At 66.6% G+C, this 13,695-nt stretch carries 14 protein-coding genes; 7 read left to right on the top strand and 7 right to left on the bottom strand.

All coding sequences use genetic code 11. The annotated features are described in order from the left end of the window. Positions 1-45: 45 nt before the first annotated feature. The 5 genes from AC5L3Z_RS15710 to AC5L3Z_RS15690 form a co-directional block, all read right to left on the bottom strand. The gene (locus tag AC5L3Z_RS15710; protein WP_494842651.1) at positions 46-267 is read right to left on the bottom strand and encodes a hypothetical protein; all 222 of its coding nucleotides are present in this window, start codon (positions 265-267) and stop codon (positions 46-48) included. A gap of 784 nt (positions 268-1,051) precedes the next feature. After that, positions 1,052-1,729, bottom strand: coding sequence for a GOLPH3/VPS74 family protein (locus AC5L3Z_RS15705; protein WP_494842649.1), 678 nt, complete (start codon positions 1,727-1,729; stop codon positions 1,052-1,054). Between the two features lie 12 nt (positions 1,730-1,741). Then, positions 1,742-2,758 carry an acetamidase/formamidase family protein gene (locus AC5L3Z_RS15700; protein WP_494842647.1) on the bottom strand — a complete coding sequence of 339 codons (1,017 nt, stop codon included), beginning with the start codon at positions 2,756-2,758 and terminating at the stop codon, positions 1,742-1,744. Beyond that, a complete protein-coding gene (locus AC5L3Z_RS15695) occupies positions 2,755-4,161 on the bottom strand; it encodes an APC family permease (protein WP_494842645.1) in 1,407 nt (468 codons plus the stop codon). Before AC5L3Z_RS15695 ends, AC5L3Z_RS15700 begins: the two co-directional genes overlap by 4 nt. A 207-nt stretch (positions 4,162-4,368) precedes the next feature. Then, positions 4,369-4,716, bottom strand: coding sequence for a helix-turn-helix domain-containing protein (locus tag AC5L3Z_RS15690; protein WP_494842643.1), 348 nt, complete (start codon positions 4,714-4,716; stop codon positions 4,369-4,371). A gap of 390 nt (positions 4,717-5,106) precedes the next feature. On the opposite strand from AC5L3Z_RS15690, the gene AC5L3Z_RS15685 reads away from it, so the two are divergent. From AC5L3Z_RS15685 to AC5L3Z_RS15675, 3 genes are all read left to right on the top strand, one after another. Next, positions 5,107-5,715: a DUF5919 domain-containing protein gene (locus AC5L3Z_RS15685; protein WP_494842641.1), complete on the top strand. Its 609-nt coding sequence runs from the start codon at positions 5,107-5,109 to the stop codon at positions 5,713-5,715. Positions 5,716-5,718: 3 nt separating this feature from the next. Then, complete coding sequence (locus AC5L3Z_RS15680) at positions 5,719-6,189, top strand: NUDIX hydrolase (protein ID WP_278149962.1); 471 nt, start codon at positions 5,719-5,721, stop codon at positions 6,187-6,189. Between the two features lie 92 nt (positions 6,190-6,281). Further along, positions 6,282-6,836 (top strand): HD domain-containing protein, encoded by a 555-nt coding sequence (locus AC5L3Z_RS15675; protein WP_494842638.1) that lies wholly within the window; start codon positions 6,282-6,284, stop codon positions 6,834-6,836. Between the two features lie 105 nt (positions 6,837-6,941). Here the strand turns inward: AC5L3Z_RS15675 and AC5L3Z_RS15670 are convergent, their stop codons facing one another. After that, positions 6,942-7,826 (bottom strand): phosphotransferase, encoded by an 885-nt coding sequence (locus AC5L3Z_RS15670; protein WP_494842636.1) that lies wholly within the window; start codon positions 7,824-7,826, stop codon positions 6,942-6,944. A 7-nt stretch (positions 7,827-7,833) separates the two neighbouring features. Beyond that, positions 7,834-9,210, bottom strand: a complete 1,377-nt coding sequence (locus AC5L3Z_RS15665) for an NsdA family TPR-like regulatory protein (protein ID WP_494842634.1) — start codon at positions 9,208-9,210, stop codon at positions 7,834-7,836. A 95-nt stretch (positions 9,211-9,305) separates the two neighbouring features. On the opposite strand from AC5L3Z_RS15665, the gene AC5L3Z_RS15660 reads away from it, so the two are divergent. The 4 genes from AC5L3Z_RS15660 to AC5L3Z_RS15645 all read left to right on the top strand — a co-directional run bounded on the left by AC5L3Z_RS15660 (position 9,306) and on the right by AC5L3Z_RS15645 (position 13,693). Then, positions 9,306-10,544 carry a phytanoyl-CoA dioxygenase family protein gene (locus tag AC5L3Z_RS15660; RefSeq protein WP_494842632.1) on the top strand — a complete coding sequence of 413 codons (1,239 nt, stop codon included), beginning with the start codon at positions 9,306-9,308 and terminating at the stop codon, positions 10,542-10,544. 73 nt (positions 10,545-10,617) lie between these two features. Next, a complete protein-coding gene (serS, locus tag AC5L3Z_RS15655; protein WP_494842630.1) occupies positions 10,618-11,934 on the top strand; it encodes a serine--tRNA ligase in 1,317 nt (438 codons plus the stop codon). Between the two features lie 18 nt (positions 11,935-11,952). Further along, positions 11,953-12,783: a nucleotidyltransferase domain-containing protein gene (locus AC5L3Z_RS15650; protein ID WP_494842628.1), complete on the top strand. Its 831-nt coding sequence runs from the start codon at positions 11,953-11,955 to the stop codon at positions 12,781-12,783. Continuing rightward, a complete protein-coding gene (locus AC5L3Z_RS15645) occupies positions 12,773-13,693 on the top strand; it encodes an NAD-dependent epimerase/dehydratase family protein (protein ID WP_494842626.1) in 921 nt (306 codons plus the stop codon). The genes AC5L3Z_RS15650 and AC5L3Z_RS15645 overlap by 11 nt, the downstream gene beginning before the upstream one ends. Positions 13,694-13,695 lie beyond the last annotated feature (2 nt).

Here is a 13,695-nt window from a genome sequence, read left to right as displayed (position 1 = left end):
AGTCTGCAAGCGGATGGGAGCTGCCGCGTGATTGGCGGCGCGGTGTCAGGGCGTGTTGGTAGTGCTCGTGCGGGTGTGGATGCTGAACAGCAGGTAGTCCTCGACGTCGCCGGTGCGGGTGTGGCCGCGCTTTGATGGCGTGAAGTGGGCGCGTTCGTAGGCGAAGACCTCGCCGGTGCTGGGGTGCAGGATGAGCAGGCTGCGGGTGGTGCCGTCGTCGCTGGTGGCGCTTACGCCGGCACCTGTGCGCCCGGCGCGGTCGCGCACGGCGGGGTGGTAGGTAAGCCCGTCGGTGCGCGCCAGCAGGGTGAGGATCGCGGTGCGGGCGTCGCGGCTGGGTGTGCGCCACGACGTCAGGCCGGCGACGGCGTGCAGGACCGCCGGTGCACCGAGGAACGGCGGCGCGATGCTGGTGATCTGTGCCCTGAGGCCAGCGGAGTCGACGGCGATCGGGCCGATGGCTCCGTCGAGCGTGCCCGGCGGGTAGATTTCGTCGATGGTGGGCTGTGGGCGGGGCGGGTGGCGCAGGCTGGTGGCCCGTCCCGAGCCGTTGTCGGCGCGTCAGTGCCGATGTTCGAAGACCACGACGGTGCTGGTCGCACGTCCTGCCTCGATGCGGGTGTCGGCTGCCCATTGCCGTATCAGCACGAACGAGAACCGTCCCGGGACGTCGCAGTGCGCCTCGGCGGCGACCTGGGGGAGCACGTGGGCGGCTGGCTGCGGTGCGGATAGAGCGGTGGGTGGCGCCGCGGCGGTCCGCGCGGCGAGGGCGCGCAGTTCGGCGGCGGTCAGTGGCGCGGGGATCTCACACGGTGCGGTGCTCGTTCGGGCGGGCGGCGTGACCCGCCAGCCGCCGGTGTCCTGCGCGGGAGGTCGCGTCGCGGCCCAAGCGGGGACGAGGGCGGCTACGACGAGCAGGGATAGCACGGACAGCGCGGCAGTGATCCGGACGGCGGGCCGCCGACGCCATCGGGCCGGCAGATCCGTGGGCGTTGAGGGTGAGTGAGGTGGGTGGATCACGGTCGATGGCTCCGGAAGTCTGTGGTGGGGGTCAGCGGTATGCGGCGGTGGCGAGGTCACCGACGGCGGCGTCGACCGCGGCGGTGATGTCGCGTACGGGCCGGTAGTGCTGCTCGGCGACCGCCCGCAGCTGAGCGGTCACGACGTTGGTGTCGTCGAGGTACAGGTGGGCGGCGAGGCCGAGGACAGCGACGAGACCGGCGAGGGCAGCGGTGTGGTTATCCGGCGGCTCCCGGCCGGCGGCGAGGTACCGCAGCCGGGACCTCGCCACGACCGCCCATTTGCTGTCGGTGGCTAGATAGACCTCGGTGCGGGCGAGCCCGCCGAGGCGGCGTCGGCTGGTGCGGTGCAGGATCCCGCCGGCGTGCAGGCCGGCGCGGGTGCGTTCGTACAGGTCCTCGGCGAACCATGACAGCCATCCCCGCAGCGTCGGGGCGGAATTGGCGTAGCGGACCGAGGTGATGGCGGTGTCGGCGATGAGGTCGCCGACGGGCCGGTCAAGGTGCAGCCACAGCCGTCGCCCGCCAGGGCGGGTGTCCTCGGTGTCGTCGAGGGCGATCCGCCCGGCCAGGAACAGGTCGGTCAGGACCGCGCCGGCCATGCCGAGGGCGAGGGCTTGGCGGTGGATGTGGGGGTGGCCGGTGTCGTCGTTGTGGCCGAGCAGGAACAGCTCGTCCCGCAGCGGCAGCTGAGGGATCGACGCGGTCATCGCACCGGCCGCCTATCCCAGCCCAGCCGCGCCGCGCTGCTGCAGGCGGGCGTGCACCCCGTCGTAGGCGGCGGTCGGGTCTGGAAGCATCGTCTTGTCGACGGCGGCGAGGACCGTGTAGTTCGGGTCGCACACGTTGCCGATCGGCGCCCTGCCGGCTTGCGAGATCAGTTGGTAGGCGTCGAGCTCTTCCAAACCGGTGAGCGTGCTGGTCCAGCCGACCAGGTCGCGGTGGGCGATCCGGTAGGCGTCCTCCAGGGGCCGAGCACAGCCGACCGACATGATCGAAGTGTCGGTCTCCAGGCGGGGCCACACCGTCGGGGTGCCCTTGATGACCTCGATGGCCAGGGTGGTGGTCGTGGCGATCTCCACCCCGACCCCGCACGCCTCACCCTCGCCCTGGCGGGCGTGCCCGTCACCGAGGGCGAGCATCGCGCCGTGCACGTTCACCCCGAGGTAGAGGGTGGTGCCGGCGCGCAGCTGCGGGGTGTCCAGGTTCCCGCCATGCGTGTCCGGGACGATCGTGGAGCGAGCCTCGAACCCGCCAGGGGCAACCCCGATGGTGCCGATCATTGGGTCCAGGGGCAGGTCGGCGGAGTGGTCGCTGGCCGTGGCGTGGAAGCGGATTGTGCCGGCGTGCGGGTCGATGTCGTACACCCACACCCGCTCCTGTAGCGGTGGCTGTAGGGTGGCGGTGTGGGAGGTGGAGGTTAGTGCCCCGAAGTGCGGGAACGTCGAGGACACTCCCCAGTCGCGGGCGGGTGTGATGATGGCGAGGTGGATGGCGAGGGTGTCGCCGGGTTCGGCGTCCTCGACGAAGAACGGTCCGGACACCGGGTTCAGGTACGGCATCCGGCACACCCGCGACGGCAGGTCCGCCGGCCCTCGCACGAGGCCGCCGAAGCAGTCCTCGGTGTGCACCTGCAGGATGTCGCCGGAGCGGACGTGGGCCACCGGCATTCGCCCGCCGAAGGTGTAGGCGAGCTCGTCGCGGGCGGGTCGGTAGGTGATCGTGTCCATGGCGGTCACACCCGTTCCATGTGACGGGCCTGCGGCTGCGCGGGGGCCAGGCCCGACAGGGCGGGCCGGCGGCCGGTCAGATAGAGGCCGGCGAGCACGACCATGCCGAGGGCGAGCCAGGCCAGGCCGAGGCGCTGCGCGGCGATGTTGGCGTTGACCACCACGTAGGCGAGGATCGCGAATCCGATCCCGGGCATGACCAGGTGCGCCCACCAGTTGCGGCTGCCCTGGCGGATGAGGTGATGTACGACCACGGAGACGTGCAGCACGAGGAACGCGACCATCGCCCCGAAGTTGATCAGCGACGAAAGCAGCGTGATCCCGTCCGCCCGGGTCGCCATGTACAGGCCGAGCACCAGGGACACGGCGCCGGTGAGCAGGGTCGCGTTGATCGGCACGTTCCGGCGGATCGACACCTTCGCCAAGAACGCCGGGAGTTGCCGGTCCCGGGCCATCGCGTACAGCAGGCGTGAGGTGGCGACCTGGGCGACCATCGAGTTCGGCAGGCCCCACGCGATCGCGGTCGCTACCGCGCACATGGTCGCCAGCCACCCTCCGCCAGCGACCTGCGCGGCGTCGTAGAAGGCGGTGCCGTTCGGATCCCCGTCGCTGAGCAGCGAGGCCGGGTCGGGGACGAGCATCGCGGCCAGCCAGGTCTGGGCGATGAACAGCACCCCGGCCAGGACGAGCACGGCGGTCATGGCCCGGCCGATCTGCCGGGAACCGCCCTTGGTCTCCTCGGCCAGCATGGAGATGCCGTCGAAGCCCAGGAACGACAGCACCGCGATCGACACCGCCCCGGCCACGAGGGACCAGGTGAACGTGTCGGAGTTGTAGAAGGCGTCCCAACTGAACCGACCCCTGCCCGAGGCGAGAGCCCAACCTGCGACGGCCAGGAAGATCGCCAGGACGATCAACTCGCCGACGAGCATCACCCGGGTCACCATCGCGGTCATCCGGATCCCGACCGAGTTGACGACCGTGTTCACAGCGACGAACCCGAGCAGCCACAACCACACCGGCACCGGCGGGACCGTGGCGTGCATCGCCACCGACGCCACCAGATACAGCAGACCCGGCACGAGCACGTAGTCGAGCAGGATCACCCAACCGGCCAGGAACCCGACCGGCGCGCTGATGCCCCGACCGGCGTAGTTGTAGACGCTGCCCGACATCGGGAACGCCTTCACCATCTGCGCGTACGGGAACGCGGTGAACACCAACGCCACCACACCCACCGCGTACGCCAAGGCCACCATCCCGCCGGAGCCGGCGTACACGCTGCCGAAGATCGCCATCGGCGCGATCGGCACCATGTACACCAGCCCGTACGCGACCAGGTCTCGGAACCGCAGCCCCCGGGCCAACTCCTGGCGATAGCCGTAACGCTCAAGCTCGCTCTGTTCGTACACCTAGGAACCTTCCCAAGCACAATAGTTTGATGAATTCCGTCGACCCGAAAAAGAAGCGCCGACAGGTCATCGTCGATAGTTGTGACCATCGACAATCGCGTGCTTCCCGAGTCAGAGCCAGCCCCACGGTGGCCGGCCACCATGAGTTCCCTCAGCCGTGGGGGCCGCGATGCGCCCCAGATCTTCGGCGCCACCGTTCGGCGCGCATCACTTCTCGTACGCGAGCCCCATCAGACCCCGTGGAATGTCGAGTCTTTCGGCGATCCGTTCGAGCACGTCATAAGAGGTAACTCGCTGGCGCCCCTGAATGACCGCTCGAACCTGGTTCTCGGTGGTTCCGGTGACTGCGGCGATCGCCGCCTGGCTCCACCCCCGCGATTTCAGGAAGCGGAACAAGGAGCCGATGTCACGCTGACGCAGCAGTTCGGCAAGCGACCGGCCCCCGAGATGCCCGTCGATCCACCAGCTCGGATCGGTCTGGCCGTAGGCTCGCCACTCGGGATACCTCGTGGTCTGCGCCCCGATCGCAGCGGTCGTGGTGGTGCTGGTGTTCATGGCCCTCGTGGTCAAGGCGTCCTCCCCGAACGTGCTGTGATGCCAACGCGAGAGCTGCTGCAAGTCGGCTTCTGGGATGACAGAAGTGCGGCTTACTTGCGTTCAACCGCGCCCCACAATCCGATCGCTGATCGTGGGGATCCGGCCACCGCCGGTCAGGGACTTTCGCGGACGTCTCGACGGGGGTATAAACGCCCCTATGCGTCCCTCGTCGAGTCTCGGCCTCTGATGCCGAACGAGCGTCTACGGGGGGCTGTGTCAGCAAGAGAGCTGACTACTCAGCGTTGCGCAGAGCTGCTCGGGGTTGATCCGAAGACCGTTGAGCGCTGGATCACCCGTGATCGCGTCCCGCACCGCGCTCACCGCGTTGCGGCTGCCGACCTGCTGGGCGTGAGCGAGACATATCTGTGGCCGTCGGTGGTGGACGATCCCAGGACGGTGTCCGCAGGGCGTGCCGAGATGGTCGAGTTCTATCCGTCCAGGTCGGCGGTGCCGTTGGAGCTGTGGAGGTCGCTGATCCAGCAGGCGCGGGAGTCAGTCGACATCCTCGTCTTTGCCGGGCTGTTTCTGCCTGAGCTCCACGACATCACCCAACTCGGTGAGCGAGCCCGCCAGGGCTGCCGGATACGGGTCCTGCTGGCCGATCCGAACGGTGCTGCAGTGCGTCGCCGGGGAGACGAAGAGGGCTTCGGGATTGGCCTCGCCCACCGGGTGCTGCTGAGCCTGCGCTACTACGAGCCCATCCTGGCGATCCCTGGCGTGGAGGTCCGGCTGCACGACACGACGTTGTACGCGTCCATCTTCCGAGTGGACGAAACCATGCTGGTCAACACCCACGTGTATGGATCTACTGCCGCTCATAACCCGGTGTTACACCTCCGGCGCGTGCCTGGCGGCCGGGTCGTTGACCATTACCTCACCAGCTTCGACCGGGTCTGGACCCAGGCGGAGCGCACTTCGGACATCAACGCGGTGATCGCCACGTTCGACGGGAGATGACGGATGCCACGCCGCGACTTCTTCAACGATCCGAACGCCCCCGAAGCCAACAGTGTGGTGCCGTCGGTGGTTGCGGCGGTGCGTAACGAACAAGGTGAGTTGTTGATGATCCACCGGACGGACAACAACCTGTGGGCTCTACCTGGTGGTGGGCATGACATCGGAGAGTCGATCTCCGACACAGTGGTGCGGGAAGTGCACGAGGAGACGGGCATCGAGGTGGAGGTCACGGGTTTGGTCGGCACCTACACCAATCCCCACCACGTGATGGCCTACGACGACGGTGAAGTGCGCCAGCAGTTCTCGCTGTGCTTCACGGCGAGACCGGTTGGAGGGGTCCTGACGACGTCCAGCGAGTCACGCCAGGTTCGCTGGGTGGATCCCGCCGAGCTCCCACTGTTGGAAATCCACCCCTCGATGCGTCTCCGCATCGACCACGCACTCGAGGCTCGGGCCGTGCCGTACATCGGCTGATGCCGAAAGGGGCGTTCCTCGATATGAACACGTCCCGACCGATCCGCCGAGCCAGTGAGGCGGCGAGCCGCCGGGCGACTACCGTTCGGGGGGTGTCTGACCTCACAGCCAACGCCGCGGAACTTGCTGCTGTGCTGCTCGACTCTCCACCGCTGGCCCGCCGCTGGGCTCACGTCCAGGGTGTGGGCCAGCGGGCAACGGAACTGGCGGTCACGGTTGCACCGGCCGATCGTGACCTGCTGGTGGCAGCCGCCTGGCTACACGACATCGGCTATGCGCCCGAGGTCGTGGACACTGGTCTGCACTCCCTCGACGGTGCGCGATACCTGCGGCGCCACGGCTACCCGCTGCGGCTTGTCGCGCTGGTCGCCCATCACACCTGCGCCCGCATCGAAGCTGCCGAGCGCGGCTTGGCGGATCAGCTCGCGCCATTTCCGTTCGAAGAAGGGCCTCTGATGGACGCGCTCGTCACCGCCGACCTAACGGTCGGACCGCGGGGACAGCGCATCGAGGTCGCCGAGCGTATCGAGGAGATCCTTCAGCGGTACTCACCGCAGAGCCCCGTTCACCGGGCGATCCAGCAGGCAAAGCCGCTTCTCATCGCGCACGCCCGCCGGACTTTGGAGCGCCTCGACGTCGGTGTTTGACTCGTTCCATGACTTCTCGGTCAGGGTCAGCCGGGTTGGTTCAGCACGTGACCCGTATCGCTGGCCGGCAGGTACGGACCGGCCGGCCGCTCGACGCTGAAACGGTCAGAGAATGTGCCATTTGGTCACGTCCTGGTCGCTCCGCCTCAGGGCACCGATTCGGTGCAGCACCTCAGCCTCGGCTTCCGTCCCGGGTCGCGCCTTGCGGGCGTTGGTGGCGATCATCTGCAGCTCGCGGAATTCACACACCGCCTCGAACCCGGGCCACGAGGTGACATCCCAGCCGTATGCGACGGTGAAGTCCGAGAAGGCCGCAGGGCCCGGTGGGGTGAACCGGCGACAGTGCACCGCGACGGTGGCAAGGTCCCACTCCCGAGGACCGAGTACGGCGCCGTCCCAGTCGGCAAGCACCGGCGTACCATCGAAGCGGCGCAGGGCGTTACGTGTCTGGGGATCAGATTGGATCAGGCTCGCGCCTCGGGGAAAGCTCGTCTCGAGCCAGCGGGTGGCGAGCGGCTCGAGACGCTCCAGCAGCAGGTCGCGATCCCGCACGGTGAGGATCGTCGACCTGGCAAGTGAACGGCGAATGCTGTCGACCGGCTCCAGTGTCGGCAAGCTCACCGGCGGAGCAGGCAGCGCGTGCAGCCGCCGAAGCAGACCGCCCAATTCCGCCGTCGTGACCGGCGCGTCGTGCGCCGGGTCAAGCCGCTGCCAGACGGTCACGGCATGCTCGCCCACCAGCAGAGGTTGTGGCAGACGCGAGCTGAGGTTGACCGTCGGAAACCCCTGACCAGCCAGCCACCGCACGACGGCCACTACGGCACGTGCGCGCTCCAACCCGAACTCCGCCGGAGCGATCTTGACCACCACGTCACCGACGGCGTACACCGCGTTGGTGTGATGCCGGAGCAGAACGGCGTCAGCGTCGGACATGTCCAAGCGACGACACACCTCGGCGAGCGCCGGACGTGTCCGCGCTTCGACGAACATGGGGCTCCTATGAATCGAGCGCGGCAGTTCCGACCGCAAGCGTACGGCTGCGCTCACGACAAGCTCGCACATAGTCCACCAGCGCGGCTACCTCGCTGCCGCGGTTTCTCACCGGAACTTCCGAGATCACGTCGTCGGCCCTCGCGAGGACGATCTCCGTACGCTGCGCCTCTGGCAGCGTCGCGACAGCGTCAAGCGCCGATACTGCGGCTTCAGCGGCTCGCCGATCCCGCACGAGACACATCGATCGGTCGAGCGCGATGAGCGCCGGATCAATCGGCACCGAAGGCGATGGCCCATAGAGCCGCAGCGCCTCCTCTTGGACCTGGTATGCCTCGCTCGTGTCGCCCAGCCAGGTGCTCGCTCCGGAGAGGTAGAACAGCATGCGCTTCATCGGGAACTGGAACGCCGTATCGCTGTCGTCATCGCCGACCCGATCGAACATCCGCCGGGCCTGGAGGACTGCTCTTCGTGCCCGACCATCTGCTCCGAGGCGGGCCAGCGCCCGAGCCCGCCCAGCCGCAGCAAGGGCCGCCGAGGATGATGGTGCGGCGGTGACCGCTAGCGCTGCCTCCGTCAGCACGACCGTCTGCTGTGGGTCACCGAAGTAGTAAGGCAGCATCGCCGATTGAGCTCGGACCAGCACCTGAAGCCGACCGTCGGAACTGTCGTCTGCCGCGTGAATCGCCGTCCGATACCACAGGCGTGCTTCACAGACGTGCCCAAGCCGCATAAGCGCATCGGCGCACATGGTCGCCAACAAAGCCGCCGAGCCGGAGAGCCGCGCCTGAACCGCCGCCGGCTGCCGGCGCTGGGACAGAATCTGGACCTCGGCACACTCGGCGACGAGCCGCGACAACATCACGCTCGGCGGGGCTGCGGGATAGACGCGCATGTGCTCGCCGGCTGATGCCTCAATAAGATCGAGTTGTCGCGGAGCGACCGTCGAGGAGGCCAGCGCCTCGTCCAGCTCGATACGGAGCCGAGCGAGCATGGCTATCGCCTGGTGGGGCCGGTTCGCTGTTCGCTCGGCAGAAGGAAGATCGGCTGAGGCTCCTGCCTGCCGACCGAGCGGGCGACGCGCTTCCACCTCCGCCATCTCGCCCTGGCCCAAGCCCATCTCGGCTCGGGGAATACCCAGTCCGACAGCGATGCGTTCGAGCACCTCGTAGGCCGTCACCTGGCGCCTGCCCTTGGTGATCTCGGCGGCTCGATTAGCGGACACACCGACCAGCGCGGCGATGGTGCCGTATGACACCCCACGAGCGTGCAAGAACCGGAAGGTGGCAGCGATATCACGACGTTTGAGGAAAACGCGGATCGGTTGCCCTTCCCAAACCCCGGACGTCCACCAGGACGGGTCAACTTGGGTGCCCACGATCACCTCCTTCCAACCACAGCGGCTGTAGTCGATATGTAGTCGTCTCGCGTTCCGCTGACAAGCCGATTGGCATCCGTTGACGGGCGGTGTCCCCTCTGATGATCCCCGCTGGCGCGGCGGCCTCCACCCCCACCGTGACCCCCCACCGTGGCGTCGACAGGCGATCACAGCTCGTGGAGTCTGGAACAACTTCCATCGATAAATCAAGGAGTGGCACGGTGAGACGTACTGCGGTCATCGCCGGAGCGCGGGCCGCTCATCTTGGGCCGGCAGGCCCCTCTGCGGTTGGATGGTCACGCATTGAGGACCCTGCCCACGGTAACCGCGCAAATCCCCGGATCAGCCATGACCATGCTTCTGGTAAGGCATTAGGTGCGCAGATCGGAGCAGGGATGGATCCCGACATCTTGAGCCGCTTTCGTCGAGATGGATACGTCGTATGCAGAGACATCCTCCGTCCCGTCGAAGTCGCTGCGCTTAGGGCCGCCATTCCCAAAGTCTTGGACGATAACCGCTTGACTCTGGGATTGCCTGGGACGGACGCAGTCCCCAGCCCGGAGCGTCTGCTAGATCAGGTCCTTTGCGTACACCACGTACACAAGATCAGCGCGATGTTCCACTCCCTGGCAAAGCATCCCGGGATTATAGAGAAGCTTGCTCAGATCATCGGGCCGCAGGTTAAGTGTCTTCAGTCGCAACTCTTCGTGAAACCTCCAGGGTTTCCAGGAAATGCGTGGCACCAAGATGAAGGCCCTATACCGACGAGAGACCGCAGTCTGGTCGCGGTATGGATTGCTATTGATGACGCGACCGCAGAAAATGGCTGCCTTCGCATAATTCCGGCGAGCCATCAGTCTGGCTACCTGTATCCGACACGTGAGCATCATCGGCCAGATGAGTACGACTTCACCACGGAGTCGTATGGGTTCGACGAGAGCGCCGCCAGGTTGGTGGAGTTGACCGCCGGGTCTGCGATCTTCTTTCACGGCTACCTTGTCCATGGCTCGAGCCGCAACCGCTCCAGCGGCATGAGGCGGGCACTCACCTACCACTACATGGACTCCTACTCGCTGCTGCCCTGGCAGGGGGGACGAGGCGACTACCGCGATGTCTTCCCGGTCCTGGGCGCCGATCCGTACGAGTGGAAGGGCTACGCGGACCAGAGCGTCCCGCACCTGCGCTTATGGCCGGATCCGGGCCGTCCGCCAGAACCCGGACTGTTGGACTACGCGCTGCGGACCAAGGTGGCGGCGGCAATCCGCACGTGGGGACACGACGAACGAGCTGCCATCCGCCAGTTCCGAGAGGCCCTACGCGAGGCGCCTCGTGACCTCTGACGGCGCCGCAAAGTCACCAGCGCCTACGCGGGTGCCACGGGTGGGCACTTCCCGTACGGTAAAATCCCCCACCGTGATCAATGTCCAGCTATTACGGGATCCCGCTTTCGTCGACCAGCTCGGCCGCGCAGCGCAGCTGAAGCGAATGAATTTCGACGCGAATCAGTTGTCTGCGGCCTTCGAAGATAGGCGCAAAATCGTCGGCCTTGTCGATGATGTCCGCGCCCGGCAGAAGTCACTGTCAAAAGGTTTCCGAGACGCTGACGACGCGACTCGCGCATCTTTGCAGGCTCAGCTCACCCAGATCTCCGACGAGGTGAAGAGCCTTACCGTTCAGCTGAACGCTGCCGAGGAACGACTTCGAGAGCTGGCGCTGCGCGCGCCGAGCATCCCCGACGCAGCGGCGCCCGTGGGCGTGACCGACGAGGATAATGAGGTGATCCGTCATTGGGGTGAACCCAGGCGGATGGATCCGGACATGGTCGATCACGTTGAACTTGCCCGCCAGCTCGGACTTGTCGAGTTCGACCGTGCGCAGAAGTTCGCCGGGTCTCGCAGCATCGCACTTACCGGCAACGGTGCGCTTCTGACGCGGGCGGTACTCGCCATGGCGCTGGACCTGCTCACAGTCCGCGGCTTCCGACCTGTCATGCCGCCCGTCCTGGTCAGGGAAGAGGCGATGGTCGGCACCGGGTACTTCCCGCTCGGGGTGGAAGACGCCTACAAGGCCGACCGCGAGGACCGTTACCTCGTCGGCACGTCCGAGGTTTCGCTGGTCTCCCTGCACCGCGACGAGCTTCTCTCCCTGTCTGACCTGCCGATTCGCTACGCCGGAATTTCCTCCTGTTTCCGGCGGGAAGCCGGATCTCACGGTCGGGACACGCGCGGGCTCTATCGGGTGCACCAGTTCGACAAGGTCGAGCAGGTTTCCATCATCGAAGCTGACGATGAGCTGTCCGCGCGGGAGCAGTTGGCACTGCTGGACAACTCCGAGACGGTGCTCAAGGCGCTGGAACTGCCGCATCGGGTAGCTATCGCCTGCACGGGAGAGATGGGGCAAGGACAGCGACTGAAGTACGAGGTCGAGACATGGATGCCCAGTCGTGGCGCCTACTCGGAGACGCACTCTTGCTCCAGCTTCGGTGACTTCCAGTCACGCCGATCAAACATCAAGTACCGCACCTCCACCGGCGAGACCGCGTTCGCCTACACCCTGAACAACACCGCAGTGGCCGCGCCACGGATTCTTATCCCCCTGCTCGAGCACCACCAGCAGTCGGACGGATCCGTCCGCATCCCGACGGCCCTCCGGCCATACCTGAACGGCCTGTCGACTCTCACCGCGGAAACGCCCTCTTCAGAGCTGGTGCCGACATACACACCAGCATGACCCCGTGAAGGGAGACTCGTGGAGCGTCTCGCGACAACCGCACTGAAGACGATCCATCAAGACACCTGCAAGGCGCTTCACGAGCCAACCGCTACCTACCTGATCGGCAGCCATGCCCGAGGCAACGCTGACCAGGCAAGCGACCTGGACGTCGTCATCTTGACCCGGGGCGACGTCCAGACCGCACAGAAGCTCGCCACGTCGCTCTATCAAGAGCGTTGTCCCGCCGGCCCTCCGCTTGACCTAACCGTCCTCGCCTACGACGACCTCGGGCACCCAGCCACCACGGACCTCGCTCGGATCCAACGGCGCGAAGTCCTGTATCCCCTCGCCGACCACGGCCGGCACGTCGGCGGGCCCGACCTCGCCGGCCACCTCAACAGTCGACTGATCATGGGGGCCGCTCCCACCAGGGCGATGCCGTGGGTCTTCACTCGCAGGGTCCGCGGGCTACCAGAGCAGCTACAACCAACAGCCGTGTCCGGGCCGCCCGTACCCGACGATGACTTCCTCGGGTACCCCCGTGACGGCCGAGTCAAGATCATCGTGTCGCTGGCCTCTTGGATCGGCGCCGGTATCGTCTCGATGACGACGGGCTGGGACCGGGTCGCGGCCAAAGAGCACGTAGTAACGGGCCTCAACGACGTCGATCCAGCCCTCGCGCAGTGGCTACGTGAGGTCATCACGACATGTCGCACCACCTGGGGCTACCAGATGCCACGAGATTCACGCGGCAGGGCGCTGCTGCGCAGCATGTGTCAGCTTCTGCACCAGCTTGAGTGCGACTACGCCAAGCGATACCGCAACTGCGGGCAGGATCGGCTGAAAGGCGATCCCGATGCCAGGTAGCAATCCTCAGCCCGTTGCCCTGGTAACCGGGGCGAGTGGCTTTCTCGGCGGCATGCTGACGGCAAAACTAAGGTCCCACGACTGGGTGGTGGTCGGCGTCGACCGTGTCCCGCAGCCGAGCCTCGGTGTGGTCACCGCTGACATCCGCGACGTCGCCACGCTCGGACGAGCCTTGCCACGGCACATCGACATTGTCATCCACATGGCGTCCCTGCTCTCGGCCTTCTGCGAGAAGAACCCTGCCGCAGCATTCGACGTCAACGTCGCGGGCACAGCGAAGTTGCTCGAGGTCCTTGCCGACAGGGGGCAACCAGCCCTGCTGATGGCGTCATCCATCGCGGTCTTCGATGGGGTGCGGGCGACTGACGACACGCCTGTCCGACCCCGGTCCGCCTACGGCACGAGCAAGGTGATGGCGGAACTCCTCATCGCCGACGCCACGCGCCGCAGCATCGTTCGTGGCCACGCAGCCCGCCTGCCGACGGTCGCCGTACGACCGGGGCCACCGAGCGGCGCGGCCTCGGCCTTCGCCAGCACCATGGTGAAGAACGCCTTCGACGGCACGGACATCAGCGTTCCTGTCCCTGCGGGACAGCAGATCGTGCTCACGTCGCCGACAGCGGCTGTGGAGAACCTTTACCGACTGGCCGAGACCATAGTCCGTGAACGAGCCAGCGTTCCGAACACGATCAACGTTCCCGGCATCCCAGTGGACGTCGATGACATCGCTCAGCAGTGCCGCGCTGCCGCGCCAGCCACCGTCAGAATCCGGCGGGAGATCGATCCCGAGGTTGCGGCCGTCGTCACGTCCTGGCCGGCGGGGTGGGACTGCCCATCTGCCGTCCGGTTGGGGCTCCAACAGGACACATCTTTCGCCGACATCTTGGCCGACTACAGGCTTCGCGGTTAGTG

This window comes from Micromonospora sp. LZ37 (assembly GCF_059359015.1).
This window is presented reverse-complemented; position numbering and strand designations above follow the sequence as displayed.

Bases quoted from the DNA above. Each gene is read 5' to 3' on its own strand.
- AC5L3Z_RS15705 (WP_494842649.1), bottom strand. From the start codon at position 1,729: ATGACCGCGTCGATCCCTCAGCTGCCGCTGCGGGACGAGCTGTTCCTG.
- AC5L3Z_RS15690 (WP_494842643.1), bottom strand. From the start codon at position 4,716: ATGAACACCAGCACCACCACGACCGCTGCGATCGGGGCGCAGACCACG.
- AC5L3Z_RS15680 (WP_278149962.1), top strand. From the start codon at position 5,719: ATGCCACGCCGCGACTTCTTCAACGATCCGAACGCCCCCGAAGCCAAC.
- AC5L3Z_RS15670 (WP_494842636.1), bottom strand. From the start codon at position 7,826: ATGTTCGTCGAAGCGCGGACACGTCCGGCGCTCGCCGAGGTGTGTCGT.
- AC5L3Z_RS15660 (WP_494842632.1), top strand. From the start codon at position 9,306: ATGATCCCCGCTGGCGCGGCGGCCTCCACCCCCACCGTGACCCCCCAC.
- AC5L3Z_RS15645 (WP_494842626.1), top strand. From the start codon at position 12,773: ATGCCAGGTAGCAATCCTCAGCCCGTTGCCCTGGTAACCGGGGCGAGT.